At 74.1% G+C, this 16,734-nt stretch carries 13 protein-coding genes; 8 read left to right on the top strand and 5 right to left on the bottom strand.

The window, feature by feature from the left end:
* Window positions 1–9 precede the first annotated feature (9 nt).
* From O7613_RS21350 to O7613_RS21340, 3 genes are all read left to right on the top strand, one after another.
* Complete coding sequence (locus O7613_RS21350) at window positions 10–1,128, top strand: GuaB3 family IMP dehydrogenase-related protein (RefSeq protein ID WP_281586685.1); 1,119 nt, start codon at window positions 10–12, stop codon at window positions 1,126–1,128.
* Window positions 1,129–1,255: 127 nt separating this feature from the next.
* Complete coding sequence (locus tag O7613_RS21345; RefSeq protein WP_282294587.1) at window positions 1,256–2,626, top strand: M1 family metallopeptidase; 1,371 nt, start codon at window positions 1,256–1,258, stop codon at window positions 2,624–2,626.
* Window positions 2,627–2,780: 154 nt separating this feature from the next.
* On the top strand, window positions 2,781–4,238 hold the full coding sequence (locus O7613_RS21340) for a M1 family metallopeptidase (protein ID WP_281586686.1): 1,458 nt from the start codon (window positions 2,781–2,783) through the stop codon (window positions 4,236–4,238).
* A 53-nt stretch (window positions 4,239–4,291) separates the two neighbouring features.
* Here the strand turns inward: O7613_RS21340 and O7613_RS21335 are convergent, their stop codons facing one another.
* Window positions 4,292–5,392 (bottom strand): LCP family protein, encoded by a 1,101-nt coding sequence (locus tag O7613_RS21335; RefSeq protein ID WP_282289722.1) that lies wholly within the window; start codon window positions 5,390–5,392, stop codon window positions 4,292–4,294.
* Window positions 5,393–5,523: 131 nt separating this feature from the next.
* Here O7613_RS21335 and O7613_RS21330 point away from each other — a divergent pair, with 131 nt between their 5' ends.
* Window positions 5,524–7,206 (top strand): GMC family oxidoreductase, encoded by a 1,683-nt coding sequence (locus O7613_RS21330; RefSeq protein ID WP_282289721.1) that lies wholly within the window; start codon window positions 5,524–5,526, stop codon window positions 7,204–7,206.
* 119 nt (window positions 7,207–7,325) lie between these two features.
* Complete coding sequence (guaA, locus tag O7613_RS21325) at window positions 7,326–8,882, top strand: glutamine-hydrolyzing GMP synthase (RefSeq protein WP_282289720.1); 1,557 nt, start codon at window positions 7,326–7,328, stop codon at window positions 8,880–8,882.
* A 7-nt stretch (window positions 8,883–8,889) separates the two neighbouring features.
* On the opposite strand, the gene O7613_RS21320 is transcribed toward guaA, so the two are convergent.
* Window positions 8,890–9,228 (bottom strand): PspC domain-containing protein, encoded by a 339-nt coding sequence (locus O7613_RS21320; RefSeq protein ID WP_281586690.1) that lies wholly within the window; start codon window positions 9,226–9,228, stop codon window positions 8,890–8,892.
* Window positions 9,229–9,372: 144 nt separating this feature from the next.
* On the opposite strand from O7613_RS21320, the gene O7613_RS21315 reads away from it, so the two are divergent.
* From O7613_RS21315 to O7613_RS21305, 3 genes are all read left to right on the top strand, one after another.
* A complete protein-coding gene (locus tag O7613_RS21315) occupies window positions 9,373–10,320 on the top strand; it encodes an NUDIX domain-containing protein (protein WP_282289719.1) in 948 nt (315 codons plus the stop codon).
* Between the two features lie 130 nt (window positions 10,321–10,450).
* Window positions 10,451–11,461: an NUDIX hydrolase gene (locus O7613_RS21310; RefSeq protein WP_282289718.1), complete on the top strand. Its 1,011-nt coding sequence runs from the start codon at window positions 10,451–10,453 to the stop codon at window positions 11,459–11,461.
* Between the two features lie 346 nt (window positions 11,462–11,807).
* Window positions 11,808–12,719, top strand: a complete 912-nt coding sequence (locus O7613_RS21305) for a CDP-alcohol phosphatidyltransferase family protein (protein ID WP_282289717.1) — start codon at window positions 11,808–11,810, stop codon at window positions 12,717–12,719.
* Between the two features lie 68 nt (window positions 12,720–12,787).
* Here the strand turns inward: O7613_RS21305 and O7613_RS21300 are convergent, their stop codons facing one another.
* The 3 genes from O7613_RS21300 to O7613_RS21290 form a co-directional block, all read right to left on the bottom strand.
* Entirely contained in the window at window positions 12,788–14,035 is a 1,248-nt protein-coding gene (locus tag O7613_RS21300; protein ID WP_281586693.1) for a phosphatidylserine decarboxylase, read from the bottom strand.
* 173 nt (window positions 14,036–14,208) lie between these two features.
* A complete protein-coding gene (locus O7613_RS21295) occupies window positions 14,209–14,808 on the bottom strand; it encodes a hypothetical protein (RefSeq protein WP_281590652.1) in 600 nt (199 codons plus the stop codon).
* Window positions 14,805–16,724, bottom strand: coding sequence for a PspC domain-containing protein (locus tag O7613_RS21290; protein WP_282289716.1), 1,920 nt, complete (start codon window positions 16,722–16,724; stop codon window positions 14,805–14,807). Before O7613_RS21290 ends, O7613_RS21295 begins: the two co-directional genes overlap by 4 nt.
* Window positions 16,725–16,734: the final 10 nt, after the last annotated feature.

The raw sequence follows: 16,734 nt of genomic DNA, 5'->3' as shown, positions 1-16,734 counted from the left end.
GGAGCATCCATGCGTGACGTGGTCGAGATCGGGCTGGGCAAGACCGCGCAGCGCGGTTACCACCTGGACGACATCGCCATCGTGCCGAGCCGCCGCACCCGGGACGTCGACGACGTCTCCACCGCGTGGCAGCTCGACGCCTACCCGTTCGGCATCCCCTGCGTCGCGCACCCCTCGGACGCCACCATGAGCCCCGCCTCCGCGGTGCGCCTCGGTGAGCTGGGCGGACTCGGCGTGCTCAACGTCGAGGGCCTCTGGACCCGGTACGAGAACCCCACCAAGATCCTGGAGGAGCTGGCCGGCCTGGGCGAGGACGCCCGCACCACCAAGCGGCTCCAGGAGGTCTACGCCGAGCCGATCCGTCCCGACCTGATCGCCGAGCGGGTCCGCGAGCTGCGGGCCGGCGGCGGCACGGTGGCGGTCCGGGTCTCGCCGCAGCACACCCTGGCGCTGGCCCCGGTGATCCTCGACGCCGGCGTGGACATCCTGGTCATCCAGGGCACCCTCGTCTCCGCCGAGCACGTCTCCACCACCGACGAGCCGCTCAACCTCAAGGAGTTCATCGCCGACCTCGACCTGCCGGTCATCGTCGGCGGCTGCACCGACTACAAGACCGCGCTGCACCTGATGCGCACCGGCGCGGCCGGCGTGATCGTGGGCATCGGCGGCGACGACTGGTCGACCACCGAGTCGGTGCTCGGCATCCGGGTGCCGATGGCCACCGCGATCGCCGATGCCGCCGCGGCCCGCCGCGACTACCTGGACGAGACCGGTGGCCGGTACGTGCACCTGATCGCCGACGGCGACATGCAGACCTCCGGCGACATCGCCAAGGCGCTCGGCTGCGGCGCGGACGCGGTGATGCTCGGCGAGCCGCTCTCGCTCTGCGCGGAGGCGCCGGCCGGCGGCGCCTGGTGGCACTCGGCGGCCAGCCACCCGTCGCTGCCCCGGGGCGCGTTCGAGGTGTCCGGTGAGCCGCTCGGCTCGATGGAGAAGCTGCTGTTCGGCCCGGCCGACGAGCCGGACGGCCAGCTCAACCTCTTCGGTGGCCTGCGCCGCGCGATGGCCAAGTGCGGCTACCGCGACCTCAAGGAGTTCCAGAAGGTCAGCCTGGTCCTGGACCGCTGACCGGTCTCCCGCACCTGGTCGGCCCCGCCGGTCGCGGCAACCGTTTCGCCGCGACCGGCGGGGTCGACGCCGTCGTACGGCCTAGGGTCGATGGGTGGCACGGAGACGGGTCTGGGCGGCGGGCGTGCTGGCGGTGGCGCTCGCGGCGGGCGGATGCACGGGCGGGGACGGTGACGACGACGGCGGGTTCCGACCCGGCGCGGCGGACGCCGGTGACCCGTACGTGCCGGGGGCCGGCAACGGCGGCTACGACGTCGGGCACTACGCGCTCGACGTCCGCTACGACCCGGCCGACGACCGGCTCACCGGCACCGCCACGCTGACCGCGACCGCCACCACCGCGCTGTCCCGGTTCCACCTCGACCTTGCCGGCCTCGACGTGGACCAGGTCCGCGTGGACGGCGAGCCGGCGAAGCGCCGGCGGGACGGCGCGGAGCTGATCGTCACGCCCGCGCACGGGCTGCCGGCCGGGAAGCGGTTCACCGTCGAGGTGGCCTACGGCGGGGTGCCCCGGGCGCTGCCCGACCCCGAGCTGGGCGACGGCGGTTTCCACCACACGCCGGACGGGGCGATCGCGCTCGGCCAGCCGCAGTCGGCGAGCACCTGGTACCCGGTCAACGACCACCCGTCGGACAAGGCCACCTACGACGTCGCGGTCACCGTGCCGGACGGGCTCGCCGCGCTCGCCAACGGCGTCCCGAAGGGGCGGACGACCGCCGGCGGCTGGACCACGTGGCGCTGGTCGGAGCGCTCGCCGATGGCCAGTTACCTGACCACGCTGGTGATCGGCGACTACCGGGTCACCACCGGCACCCACGACGGCAAGCCGCTCGTCACCGCCGTCGCCGCGACGCTGCCCGCGGACGGTCCGGCCGCCGCGTCGGTGGCCCGCACCGGCGAGGTCGTGGACTTCCTGGCCGCGCGCTTCGGGCCGTACCCGTTCGACGCGTACGGCGGGGTGGCGGTGGCCGACGACCGGATCCGGTACGCGCTGGAGACCCAGACCCGCCCGGTCTACGGGCCGGGCTTCTTCCGCGGCGGTCGGCCGAACACCGAGGTGGTCGCGCACGAGCTGGCCCACCAGTGGTTCGGCGACAGCGTGTCGGTGGCCCGGTGGAGCGACATCTGGCTCAACGAGGGCTTCGCCACGTACGCCGAATGGCTCTGGGCCGAGCACGACGGCGGGCGGACCGTGGCGCGGACCGTCGCCGACCGGTACGCCGCCACCGACTGGTCGAAGCCGTCGGTCGACCCGGGCCGGGCCGGGATGTTCGGTGACGCGGTCTACCAGCGGGGCGCGCTCGCGGTGCACGCGCTGCGCCGCGCGGTCGGCGACGACACGTTCTTCCGCGTGCTGCGCGGGTGGCTGGTCGAGCGACGCGGCGGCAACGCCACCACCGCCGACTTCATCGGGTACGCGGAGCGGGCCGCCGGCCGCCCGCTGCGCGCGCTCCTCGACGCCTGGCTGGTCGGCGCGACCCCGCCGGGCCTGCCCTGATGCGAGCCTGCCGGGACGCGGGGCTGTCCTGATGCGAGCCCGCCGGGACGCGGGGCTGCCGTGACGCGGGCGTGATCGGCACTGGGTAGGCTGCCGCGGGCGAAGCGGCCCTGGGGCGGGGCCGCCGAACGGGGTCCGGGGAAGGATCGAGGCGATGGCGCGGCGCGGCGGACGACGACGGCTCGGGCTGCTGGCCTGCGGGACGCTGCTGCTGGCCGGCTGCGGATCAGCCGAGCCGGACCGGAGCGCCGCGGTGCCCTCCGAATCCGGTCCGACCGCCGCCCGCAGCTTCGCGCCCGGCGCGGCCGGCGCCGGCGACGCCTACTTCCCCACCTACGGCAACGGCGGCTACGACGTCGCGAGCTACACGATCAAGGTGCGTTACGACCCGGACACCGACAAGCTCACCGGCACCACCACGGTGCGGGCCACCGCGACCGCCGACCTGTCCGCGTTCAACCTGGACCTGGCCGGGCTCACCGTCCGCTCGGTCACCGTGGACGGCGCCGCCGCCCGGCACGCCCGCACCGACGACGAACTGGTGGTCACGCCGGCCGCCGGCCTCACCTCCGGCAACGGGTTCGTCGCCGAGATCCGGTACGGCGGCAGGCCCGAGGCGCTGCGCAGCGAGGCGCTCGGCGAGGGCGGCTGGCTGCACACCGCGGACGGGGCGATCGCGCTCGGCCAGCCGCAGTCGGCGAGCACCTGGTTTCCGGTCAACGACCACCCGTCGGACAAGGCCACCTACGACGTCGAGATCACCGTGCCGAAGGGGTTGACGGCGGTCGGCAACGGCGTGCCGAAGGGAAAGACGACCGCCGGCGACTGGACCACCTGGCGCTGGTCGGAGGGCTCGCCGATGGCCAGCTACCTGACCACCGTGGTGATCGGGAAGTTCCGCGTCACCACCGCCGAGCACAAGGGCCGCCCGGTCTGGAGCGCGGTCACCACCCAACTGCCGGAGGGCGCGCCGGACCGTTCGATCGCCCGCACCGTCGAGGTCGCCGACTACCTGGAGAGCATCTTCGGGCCGTACCCGTTCGGCGCGTACGGGGGCGTGGTGGTGGCGGACAGCCGGATCCGGTACGCGCTGGAGACGCAGAGCCGGCCGGTCTACGGGTCCAGCTTCTTCCGTCGGGGCGACAACACCGACGTGGTGGCGCACGAGCTGGCCCACCAGTGGTACGGCGACAGCGTCTCGATCCGGCGCTGGCAGGACATCTGGCTCAACGAGGGGCTGGCCACGTACGCGGAGTGGCTGTGGGCCGAGCACACCGGAAAGTCGACCGTGCAGCGCACGTTCGAGCAGAAGTACGCCGGTGCGTCCGCGCTGCTCTGGCGGACGCCGCCGGGCAAGCCGGGGGTGGAGAACCTGTTCGGCAGCTCGGTCTACGACCGGGGCGGGATGACCGTGCACGCGCTGCGGGTGGCGGTGGGCGACACCGCGTTCTTCACGATCCTGCGCACCTGGGCGGCGGAGCGGAAGGACGGCAACGCCACCACTGCGGACTTCGTGGCGCTGGCGGAGCGGGTGTCCGGGAAGAAGCTCGACAAGCTCTTCGACGCCTGGCTGTTCGGCACCGAGCGCCCCGCCGCCCCCAAGCCGAAGTAAGGCGGGGGCCCCTGTTAACGCTTTCTGCATAAAAGGGGCCCCCGCCTAACACCTCAGGTCTTGACGCGCAGGGACGGGTGCGCGGACAGGTACGCCTCGGCCCGGCCGCCGCGCAGCGCGGGGAGGAAGTCGCGGCCCAGCTTCTGGAGCTGCTCGCCGCGGTAGGACCCGCCGCTGCCCACCCCGGAGCCGGGGAGCCCGACCAGGGTGATCCGGTCGGTCGGCAGGCCGCCCAGGGCGTAGGAGAAGTCGATGAGCTTCCGCCCGCCCCCGACGTACACCAGGGTCTTGCCGAGCGCGGCGACGACCTGCTCGACCCGCTGCGGGTCGCGGGCCGTGCCCTGCTCGACGAGCTTGCCGGCCAGCGCGCGGACGAGCTGCTGCTGGTGCCGCTGCCGGGTGTAGTCGCCGCCCGCGGTGTAGCGCTGCCGCGCGTAGTCGAGCGCCTGCCAGCCGACGAGGTGCCGGTTGCCCTTCTGGTAGACCATCTGCGGCCCGTGATAGCCGCCTCCGCTCAGCGGTCGCATCTTCCCGTCCGGGCGGCGGTGCCGGGAGGCGACCTTCTGGTCGACGTAGAGGTCGACGCCGCCGAGCGTGTCCACAAGCTTGTCGAAGCCGCCGAAGGTGATCACGGCGCCGGCGTCGATGCGCAGCCCGGTGTAGCGGGAGACGGTGGTACGCAGCAGCTCGTACCCCTGCGCGGTGCTGGGGTGGGCCTTGTCTCCGGGGACGCGACTGCCGTAGCTCATCGCGTGGGTGAGCTTGGTCTTCCCGCCCGGGTAGCGGGCCTTCAGGTAGGCCGGGATGTCGACCACCAGGTCGCGGGGGAGGGAGAACAGGTACGCCCGGTCCAGCCCGGCGGGCACGTGCAGCAGCAGCACGGCGTCGGCGTGCGGCTCCCAGCCGGGGATGCTGACCCGGGTGTCGACGCCGACGAGCATGAGGGTGAGCGGGCCGGTCAGGTCGGCGCCGGGCGGCGGGCTCGGGCTGCCCGTGGTGGGGGCCGGCGTGGGTGAGCCGGGTGGCGAGGTGGCCGGCGCGGCGGCCCGGGTCGGCGAGTGGTGCCCGACCAGCCGGGTGGTCACCACCGCGCCGCCGGCGACCAACAGTGCCACCACCAGGACGGCCAGGCCCAGCAGGCGTCGTCTCGTCACGTTTCCGTCCTCTCCCCGTGGAGTTCGACGCGGCCGGGGGCACCGAAGGTTGCACCGGCGGTCGAGCGCTCTGCATGATCTGCGAAAAACTCGTCCTGGCGCCATAGCTACCCGTCGGTAATGATGCGTTCATGCGCTACGACGTGGTCGTCATCGGATCGGGCTTCGGCGGCGGCGTCACCGCGCTCCGGCTGGCCGAGAAGGGCTACTCGGTGGGCGTCCTGGAGGCCGGCCGGCGCTTCGCCGACGAGGAGTTCCCGAAGACGTCCTGGCAGGCACGGCGGTTCCTGTGGGCGCCGCGGCTCGGCTGCTTCGGGCTGCAACGGATCACCCTGCTCCGCTCCGCCGACCGGAAAACCGGCGGCGGCGTGCTCGTGCTCTCCGGCGCCGGGGTCGGTGGCGGCTCGCTCGTCTACGCGAACACGCTCTACGAGCCCCTTGACGCCTTCTACGCCGACCCGCAGTGGCGGGACATCACCGACTGGCGCGACGAACTGGCCCGCCACTACGACCAGGCGAAGCGGATGCTCGGCGTCACCGCGTACCCGGTCGACACCGGCGCGGACCGGGCCATGCGGGCGGTGGCCGAGCGGATGGGCGTGGCGCACACGTTCCACCCGACCCCGGTCGGCGTGCATATCGGACGGCCGGGGCAGCGGGTGCCGGACCCGTACTTCGGCGGGGTCGGGCCCGACCGCACCGGGTGCAGCCACTGCGGCTCGTGCATGACCGGCTGCCGGCACGGCGCGAAGAACACGCTCGTCAAGAATTACCTCTGGCTGGCCGAGCGGATCGGCGCGCAGGTGCACCCGCTGACCACGGTGACCGCCGTGCGGCCCGACCCGGCGGGCGGCTACGCGGTGCACACCGAGCGCACCGGGGCCTGGCTGCGCAGGCGTCGCGAGGTGATCCACGCCGACCAGGTGGTCTTCGCCGCCGGCGCGCTCGGCACCCAGCGGCTGCTGCACCGGATGAGGGCGACCGGCGCGCTGCCCGGGCTCTCGCCCCGGCTGGGCGAGCTGACCCGCACCAACTCGGAGGCGATCCTCGGCGCCTCGGTGGCCGCCGGGGCGGCCCGGCGGCGCGGCCTCGACTTCTCCGAGGGCGTGGCGATCACCAGCTCGTTCCACCCCGACCCGCAGACCCACATCGAGCCGGTCCGCTACGGCAAGGGCTCCAACGCCATGGGACTGCTCCAGTCGCTGCTTGTCGACGGCGGCCCGCACCGGGTCCGGCGCTGGCTGGGCAGCATCGTCCGGCAGCCGGGGCTGGCCGCGCGGATGCTGTCGGTCCGCGGCTGGTCCGAACGCACAGTCATCGCGCTCGTCATGCAGTCGGTCGACAACTCGCTCACCACCCGCTGGCGGGGTCGCCGCCTGGTCTCCGGCCCTGGCCACGGCGCGCCCAACCCGACCTGGATCCCGGTCGGCAACGAGGCGGTCCGGCTGCTCGCCGAGGAGATCGACGGCACCCCCGGCGGCGCGGTGACCGAGCCGTTCAACATTCCGGTGACCGCGCACATCCTCGGCGGGGCGGTGATCGGCGCGACGGCGGCCGACGGCGTCGTCGACCCGTGGCACCGGGTGTACGGCCACCCGGGGCTGCACGTGGTGGACGGCGCGGCGGTCTCGGCGAACCTGGGCGTCAACCCGTCGCTGACGATCACCGCGCAGGCGGAGCGCGCCATGTCGTTCTGGCCCAACCGGGGCGAGGCCGACCCCCGCCCAGCACTCGGCTCCCCGTACACCCGTGTCGCCCCCGTCCCCCCGCGTACGCCGGCGGTGCCCCCGCACGCCCCCGCCGCGCTGCGGTGAAAGGAGGGGGCCCCTATTAACGCCTCCGGTAGAGGCGGGGGCCCCGCTTAACACCTTCGGAGCGACGCGCCGCCGGGGCGCGTCCACGGCTGCCGTGACTGTCGGTAGGCTTTGCGCACATGAGCACGCCTCGCCCCGTCCTCGTGGTGGACTTCGGAGCCCAGTACGCCCAGCTCATCGCGCGCCGCGTCCGCGAGGCGAAGGTCTACTCGGAGATCGTCCCGCACTCCATGCCGGTGTCCGAGATGCTGGCGAAGAACCCGGCCGCGATCATCCTGTCCGGTGGCCCGTCGAGCGTCTACGCTCCGGGCGCCCCGCAGATCGACGCCGGCATGTTCGACGCCGACGTGCCGGTGTTCGGCATCTGCTACGGCTTCCAGGCCATGGCCCAGGCGCTCGGCGGCACGGTCACGCGGACCGGCAACCGGGAGTACGGCGGCACCCCGCTGCGTCCGCGCCTGACCGAACCCGGTGTGCTGCTGCGTGACCTGCCGGCGGACCTGCCGGTCTGGATGAGCCACGGCGACTGCGTGACCGAGGCGCCGGCCGGCTTCACGGTCACCGCCGAGTCGGCCGGGGCCCCGGTCGCCGCGTTCGAGGACGTGGCCGGCCGGCGGGCCGGGGTGCAGTTCCACCCCGAGGTGGGGCACACCGCGCACGGGCAGGAGATGCTCACCCGCTTCCTCTACGACATCGCCGGGGTCGCGCCGGAGTGGACGCCGGAGAACATCATCGACGAGCAGGTCGCCCGGATCCGCGAGCAGGTCGGTGACAAGGAGGTCATCTGCGGCCTGTCCGGCGGCGTCGACTCGGCGGTCGCGGCGGCGCTTGTGCACCGGGCGGTGGGCGACCAGCTCACCTGCGTCTTCGTCGACCACGGGCTGCTGCGGGCCGGCGAGGCCGAGCAGGTGGAGAAGGACTACGTGGCGGCGACCGGGATCAAGCTCAAGGTGGTCGACGCTCGGGAGCGGTTCCTCGGCGCGCTCGCCGGGGTGACCGATCCGGAACAGAAGCGCAAGATCATCGGCCGGGAGTTCATCCGGGTGTTCGAGGCCGCCGCCCGGGAGATCGCCGCGCACGGCGACGTGGAATACCTGGTCCAGGGCACGCTCTACCCGGACGTGGTGGAGTCCGGCGGCGGCACCGGCACCGCCAACATCAAGAGCCACCACAACGTCGGCGGCCTGCCCGAGGACCTGAAGTTCGCCCTGGTCGAGCCGCTGCGCACGCTGTTCAAGGACGAGGTCCGCACGATCGGCCTGGAGCTGGGGCTGCCCGAGGCGATGGTGTGGCGGCACCCGTTCCCCGGCCCCGGCCTGGCCATCCGGATCATCGGCGCGGTCGACGAGGAGCGTCTCGCCCTGCTCCGCAAGGCCGACCTGATCGCCCGGCAGGAGCTCACCGCGGCCGGCCTCGACCGGGGGGTCTGGCAGTTCCCGGTGGTGCTGCTTGCCGACGTCCGCAGCGTCGGCGTGCAGGGCGACGGACGCACCTACGGGCACCCGGTGGTGCTGCGCCCGGTCTCCAGCGAGGACGCGATGACGGCCGACTGGTCCCGCCTGCCCTACGACGTGGTGGCCCGGATCTCCACCCGGATCACCAACGAGGTCGCCGAGGTCAACCGCGTGGTGCTGGACGTGACGAGCAAGCCGCCGGGCACCATCGAGTGGGAGTGACGCCGGGTCACGCGGCCGGCGGCGGCCCGGCCTCCGGCCGAGGCCCCGTCCCCGGCGGGACCGGCGCGGTCGGCGGGACCGGCGGCCAACCGGGCGCGGTGCCCGGCGGGTGCGGCCAGGCGGGCGCGCCGGCCGGCTCCTCGGGCATCAGGAACCACATGATCGGGTACGCGAGCGCGGCCAACCCGCCGGTGAGCACCGTGGCAGTGGCGAAGACCACCCGCACCAGGGTGGGATCGAGGGCGAAGTAGCGGCCGACACCGCTTGCCACCCCGGCGATCATGCGGTCGCTCACCGGTCGGCGGAGTTGCTTGTACGGGGCCTGGGAGGGGTTCGTGTAGGTCATGTGTCCACGGTCCCGCGCCGGGCGGCGAGCGACCTCGGTGACTGCCCGGACGCCTACCCTGATCCATCCCTGATGCGCCAGCAAAGAGTCAGGAATCTGACTCTTTTCGATGGAGGTAACCCGCGCCGGGGAGAATTTGCTCCCGTGACCACCTCGCTGGAGCCGCTGCGCAGGATCGCGGCATACGCAGTTTGTGCTGATTCAAACGGCCGAGTGTTGCTGGTCCGCGCATCGGAGCGCTCCGGCACCCCCGGCACCTGGTCGCTCCCCGGAGGGGCGGTCGACCACGGTGAGGACCCCAAGCACACAGTCGTCCGGGAGACCGCGGCCGAGACCGGGCTCTCGGTCGCCGTCGCCGGCCTCCAGGACGTGCTCGCCGACATGCGGGCGCTGCCCGAACGGCGCATCACGATCCACACCGACCGCCTGCTCTACACCGTCTCGGTCCGCGGTGGGACGCTCACCGAGCGGATCGACCGCCCGACCGACCTGGCCCGCTGGTTCACCCTCGACGAGGCCCGCGAGCTGCCGTTGCGGTTGTTCACCGCACGTGCTCTGGGCCTGCCCACCTCAAGCGACGACATCGTGCCGGAGGAGGTCCCGGAGTTCCCCTCGTTCTACGCCGTCCCCGGTCCGGACGGGCTGCACCGGGCGCAGCGTTTCGCCGCGTACGCGGTGGTGACCGACCCGGAGGAGCGGGTGCTGCTGACCCGCGTGTCCGACGGCTACCCGGGTGCCGGTTGCTGGCACCTGCCCGGCGGCGGCACCGACTACGGCGAGCAGCCCGCCGCGGCGCTGATCCGGGAGTTGGTCGAGGAGACCGGGCAGACCGGCCGCCTGGTCGAGCTGCTCGGGGTGGCCAGCCATCGCGACGCCGCCTCGCTCGGCCCGGAGGGCTACCCGATCGACTGGCACGGCGTCCGCGCCTTCTACCGGGTGGTGGTCGACCAGCCCGCCCCGCCGACCGTGGCGGACGTAGGCGGCTCCACGTGCGAGGCCCGCTGGTTCCGCCGCGAGGAACTCGACGCGATCCCGACCGACCGCCTGACCGAGGTGACCGCCGAAGCGGTCCAGGCCGCCCATCTCCTCTGACTGACCCCACCCCGTGGCCGCACTCTGGCGATCATGAGGTTGGCGGGGCGAAATGTCCGCCCCGCTGCCGCTAATCTCATGATCGACGGAGTGTGCACGGGATGGGCGCGGTGCGGGGGGAGGGTGCGGGGTGGAGCAGCGGCGGCGGGTGGGGGCGTACGGGGTTCTGCGGGATGCGCGCGGGCGGGTGCTGCTGGCGCGCGGGAGCGTCAGGTGTCCGTGCCCGGGGGTGTGGCAGCTTCCGGGCGGCGGGGTCGAGCACGCCGAGCACCCGGCCGACGCCGTGGTCCGCGAGTTCGCCGAGGAGACCGGGCTGACCGTGGCGGTCGGCGCGGTCCGGGATGCGGTCGCCGACGTGGCGATCTTCCGCGCCGAGGGTGTCGCGATGCACACGGACCGGTTGATCTTCGAGGTCGAGGCCCGGGGTGGGCGGCTGCGACCCGAGACGGCCGGTGGCACCGACGAGGTGGGCTGGTTCACCCCCGACGAGGCCGCCACCCGGCCGCTGATGCCGTTCACCGCCGAACTGCTCGGCCTGCCCGTGTCGCCGCTGCCGGCAGACCTGCCCCGGACGCCGCCGACGGCCCCGGGCGGACCGATGGCCCCGGGCGGACCGACGGCGCCGAGCGGACCGGTGGCCCCGAGGGCCTCGACCGCCCCGAACGGACCGATCGCCCCGGCCGGGCCGGCGGCGTCGACCTCCGACCGCCGGCAGCGCTTCGCCGCGTACGGGCTGGTCACCGACCCGGACGACCGGGTGCTGCTGACGATGATCGCCGAGGGGTACCCGGGCGCGGGCCGGTGGCACCTGCCCGGCGGCGGCACCGACCACGGGGAGCAGCCGGCCGCCGGGCTGCTCCGCGAACTGGTCGAGGAGGCCGGGCAACTGGGTCGGGTGGTCGACCTGCTGGCCGTGGACAATCTGCACAATCCCGCCGCACTCGGCCCCGAAGGCCGGCCGCTGGACTGGCACGGCGTCCGGGTGATCTACCGGGTGCGGGTGGACGTGCCGACCGAGGCGGTGGTCACCGAGTCGGCCGGCGGCTCCACCGCTCGGGCCGCCTGGTTCCCCCGGGAGCAGGTGACCGGTCTGTCGATGAACGACGTGGCTCGACGGGCGACCCGGCTGCGGGTGAGCTGAACCGCTCACCGAGCCGCCCTGGGCCACCTCCGGTACAGTCAGCAGTTGGGACGGGCCAAGAAAAATGGGCGTTGTAACCCGAGATGGGAATAACTGAGGGGTTCGCGCGGTTAGGGGAGTTATAAGTACCGCCGGCAGCTATCGCCAAGCCCTTGTCCCCTGTGCAATGGTGTACTCCGCAAATGGGCTGCCGGGCCCGAAAGGTCCGGCACGAGACAGCCGGACACCCGCCCCGACGTGGGCGGCCAGTCGATCCGGTGATGGAGGAAACGTGCCGAGAGCCCCATGGCGCCGGCGTCGTACGACTGACAGTCCGCGCCCCGCAGGGCGTCGCTGGGCGGGCCGGTTGCGCCGCAGCAGCACGTTCGCCCGCCAGGTGCTGCTGGTCCGGGTGGGCCGCCGGGACGGCCTGGCCGGCCCCGGGACCGACCTGGTCACCCCCGACCGCCGCTACGCCGACCGCCAGCGCCTCCGCTACGGCCGGCTCGACACCGACCACGAGGCGGTACGCCCGATCAGCCCGGCGCTCGCCCCGGTCGCGCCGGTGGACGACTCCCCGGCGATGTCGATCCCGCTGCTGCCGGGTGACCGCACCGCCGCTCGGCGGGCCAAGTTCGCGCTCGTCAACGCGTGCACCCTGAGCAGCCTGATGCTCGGCATGCTGGCCATCTTCCTGGCCATGCAGGGTGAGGTGCGGATCGCCGCGGTCTGCCTGATCGCGTGCGTCGCGTTCGACGGTCTCGACGGCGCGCTGGCCCGCAAGCTCGGCGTGGCCAGCCCGTTCGGCGCGCAGATGGACTCGCTCGCCGACATGTGCTCGTTCGGCCTCGCCGCGCCGGTGGTGGTCTACGCCTCCCTCGCCGGTTCGGCGCCGCCGGCCGCCGCCGCGGTCGCCTGCGCCCTGGTCGCCTCGTGCGCGGCCATCCGGCTCGCCCGGTTCAACGTCTCGCCGAAGGACGGCCGCTTCTTCTGCGGCGTACCGACCACCATGGCGGCGATGGTGCTCGCCCTGACCGTGGCGATCGGGCTCCCGGTCCCCGGCCTGGTGATGGTCGCCGGCGTGGCGTTGCTCGCCTTCGCCATGGTGTCCAGTTTCCCGTACGCCAAGCTGGCCCGGTTGGTGAAGCTGCCGCCGTGGCTCTGGCTCGCCCCGGTGGTCGGCGCGCTCGTCGACATCCGGCTCACCTTCGCGCTCGTGGTGGTGGGCTACCTGGTCAGCGGCCCGCTGCTCTGGCTGCACCAGCGTCGCGCCGCCTGAGGCAGCACGTACGACAGGAAAAGGGCGCCGCTCGCACGAGCGGCGCCCTTTTCCCGCTTGTCCGGTGGTCAGCGCCAGCGGGCGATGACGGTGGCCCCGCCGACCACCTTGTCGCCCGGGCCGACCAGCGGTTCCGCCGCGTCGGCCGGCAGGTAGACGTCGGTACGCGAGCCGAACCGGATCAGCCCGAAGCGTTCACCCTTCGCGAGTAGTGAGCCGACCGGCGCCCGCTGCACGATCCGGCGGGCGATCAGCCCGGTGCGCTGGGCCACCACCACCGTGCCGTGGTCGGTGTCCAACACCGTGTACGCCGCCACGTTGTGTTCGGCGTCCGGCTTCATCGCGTTGACGAAGCCGCCATCGGCGACGAAGTAGTCGACCACCTTGCCGGCCACCGGAGTGCGGTTGACGTGCACGTCCAGCACCGACAGGAAGACCGCGATCCGCAGCCACTCGCCGTCGCCGAAGCGCTCGTCGGTGAGCCGCTGCACGGACAGGACCTGGCCGTCCGCCGAGGCGACCACGGCCGACGGGTCCTCCGGGACGTCCCGCTCCGGGTCCCGGAAGAACGCGGCCACCGGTGCCGTGGCGAGCGCCGGCAGCAGCCAGAGCCGGGACTTCGGCCGGGCGGCCCGGGCCAGGGCGGCCAGGCCGAGCGTGATGCCGGCGGCGGCCACCCCGTTGGAGTCGATGTGCATCCGGCGGGTCAACGGCACGCTCGACGGCCGGTAGGCGGGCGAGAGCGAGGCGGCAAGCAGGGCCGGCGCCGGGGTGAAACGGAGATGGTGTACGCGTACCGGCGGGGAGTTGCGCAGCACCACGTCGGTGCGGACGCCGTGCAGCACGCCCTGCCGATCCAGCTCCGGGCCGGCGCCCTCGGTGCGGAACAGCGGCGCGGCGACACTGAGCACCGCGCCCTCGGCCAGGTATTTGGTGAGCCCGTCCACCGCGGCGCGGGCCTCCTCGGCGGTGCCGGTGAACGGCTCGGCGACGATCACCACCGCCGCCGCGTCCGCCTCGGCGAGCGTGTCGACCACGCGTACCCGGTCGGCGACCCAGCGACCCTGGGCCGTCACGTGCTCCCGCAGCGCCACCGCCGCGGCGCCCTCCGCCGGCGCGACCACCAGGCGGTCGCCCGGGAGCAGCGCCTCGATCGCCGCGGCCAGCACCGCGGACTCCGGGGTCGCGCCGACCAGCAGGCCGGCCTTCGGGTCGTTACGCCGGGCGAATTCGGCGACGAGCGTACGGGCGGCGCGCTCGCCGAGGCGGACCGCACCGGACGGGCCGGTGACGCGCACGGCGGGGGACTGGGTCATGTCGGGCGAGCTCCTGACGAGGTAGGGACGGGCGTGGAGGCTTCGGCGACCCGACCGGCCGACCGGTGGGACCGGGAGCGCCCGGCGTGGTCGGGTGGCTCGGACCGGACGACGAAGGCGAGATCTCCCTCAGCCAGCATAGGCCGCGTTTTCGCGCCGTCACATCGGCGCGGTCAGACCGGCCGCCCGCCGGAGTCGTGTGGTTCGTCGTTCTCCTGGCGTACCGGTGGCAGCTCGCGGGTGGCCGGTCCGCGCGAGCCCTCGGACTCGACGGTGGACAGTTCCTCGGTCGCCGGTTCGGCCGGTGACCGGACCGGATCGTCGTCGGCCGGCCGGTCCACCCGCGCCGGTGCCGGCTCGTCGGTCACCGCGCTGGTGGCCCACTCGTCGGCGTCGGCGGGGGCCGGGACGGCGCCGGTCGGGCTGCCGTCGCGGTACGGCGCGGCCACGGTCGTCTCCGGCCCGGCCGGCTGGTCGGACCGTTCCGGCTGCCCGGGTCGGGTGGCCTGGTCCGGCGGGGCCGCCTGATCCGCCGCGGCCACATGGTCCGGCTGCCCCGGCGAGGCGGGCGGGGCCGGTTGTTCCGGGCCGCGGACCGAGCGCAGCGCGCCGACCAGGCCGAGCAACCCGATCACGACAAGCCCACCGGCCAGGAACCAGCCGACCGGGGGCACCGCCAGTCCGAGGATCCGGGCCAACAGCCACCACAGGGCGAGCCCCAGGAAGATGAGGCCGAACGCGAACGACACGAGGTCCGTGCGGTGGGCCTTCATCGGGTCACCTCCAGGTTTCCGGCGTTCACGTGGACGTAGAGCCGGAGCGTGCCCCCGCCGGGGCCGTCCGCGCCGGCATCGGTGCTCTCCCAGAGCCGGCCGTTGAGCCCACTGGTGTGCCGGCCGAAGACGGAGGCGTCACCCGCGTTGACGTCGGCCACCGTGGTCACGTCCACGTTCGGCGGCACGACCACTGTGGCCTTGCCGAAGTTCACCGCGACCGTCACCTGGGTGTCCTGCTTGTCGAAGTCGATCGCCCGCAGGTCGAGCACGGCGTCGCCGAAGTTGTTCTCGTACCGGTCGGCCAGGTCGTTGCGGTCGGACGGCGCCCAGGTGACGTTGCCGTCGATGCCCCGGACCCGGTCGTAGGACTCGGCGACGGTGGCGACGCCGAGCGCCGCCCCGGCCACCAGACCGAGGGCGATCAGCCAGCGGGCCCGGCCGAACCAGGTGCCCACGAGCAGTCCGAGGCCGATGGTGGCAAGCGTCGCGGCGAAGTAGCCGGCGGCGCCGACCGGAAACACGTCCATCAGGTCGAGCATCGCCACCAGGCCCAGCGCCAGGAAGATCAGCGAGAAGGTGATCGCACCGAGCGGGGAACGTTCCTTCGGCCGTTTCGGCGGGCGGGGGGGACGGGCCGGCGCCGGGGCGGGAGGCGAGCCGGCGTACGGACCGTGCGGAGCGAACGGCGGTCGGTAGCCGCCCGGCGGCGGCGCGCCGGTCGGCGCGGTGACCGGCTCGCCCACCGGGGCGCCTGCGGTCGGGGGGGCGGGCCACGCCGCGCCGGAGGTCGGCCACGCGCCGGTGTCCCCGGCCGTCCCGGGCAGCGCGGCGGTCACCGGCCCGGACCGCGTCGGCCGGGTGCTCGCCGCGGCCGGCCAGCCCGGAGCGGACAGCGGCGTGGCCGGATAGCCGGGCTCGACGCGGGTGGCCGGATAGCCGGGTTCGACGCGGGTGGCCGGGTAGCCGGGTTCGACGCGCGTGGCCGGGTCGGCGGGGGCGGTGGGCGGGGGCGGGTAGCCCGGCTCGATGTGCCCGGCGGGGTGGTCGGATTCGGCCCGGGTGGGAGTGGCGCCCCGGTAGGCCGGATCGGAGCTGACGACGGGCGGGGAGCCGATTCCATCCTCGGCCCGGCCGGCGGGCCAACCCGGCGACGCGGATCCGGCCGGTTCGCCGGGCCGAGCCGGGGTGGCCGGCCCGGCCGGTGCCGCGTACCCGGCGGACCCGCCGGTCCACGGCGCCCCCGGCCCGGCCGGCGGACCGGCCCAGGACGCGGTGCCAGGCCCGGTCGCCGGCGGCGGCCAGGCGCCCGGCGGCACCGGACCCGGCGGCTGGCCGGGCGCGCCGGTGCGGAAGGCGGGTCCGCGCTGGTCGCGGTTGAGCATCAGCGCGCCACCGATCAGGATCACCGCGCCGAGCAGGATGGCCCGGAATCCGTCGGTGACGACGTAGCCGAAGCCGACCGCGACCACGATGCCGAGGACGATCACGGTGACCGGGGACATGCTGGAGCGACCCCGACCGAGCATCGACTCCACCGGGGATGCGGTGTCCCCCTCGCCGGGGATGATCAGCCAGGCGGCGACGTAGACGAAGATGCCGATGCCGCCGAAGAAACCGAGCACGGCCAGGAGGACGCGCCACAGCACCGGGTCGGTGTTCGTGGCCCGGCCGATGGCCGCGCACACCCCGGCCAGGTAGCGACCCTCCCGGGGACGGACCAGACCGTACCGGGTGGTGAAGCCGGCGGCGCCGGGCGGTGGGGCGTACCCGCCCGGTGGTGGGTCGGCGAACGGCGTGTCGCCGCCGGGCGGTGGCCCGGCGTCGGCGGCGGGTGCCGGCCCCGGCGGGGGCGGCGGTGGATCGCCCGGTGCTGCCGCCCAGTGGCGGCGCGAATGGGCAGCGTCCTCGGTCATGCCTTCGATA

Source organism: Micromonospora sp. WMMD975 (assembly GCF_029581215.1).
Classification (GTDB): Bacteria; Actinomycetota; Actinomycetes; order Mycobacteriales; family Micromonosporaceae; genus Micromonospora.
Note: the sequence above shows the minus strand (reverse complement) of the source record. Positions and strands in the feature narration are given on the sequence as shown.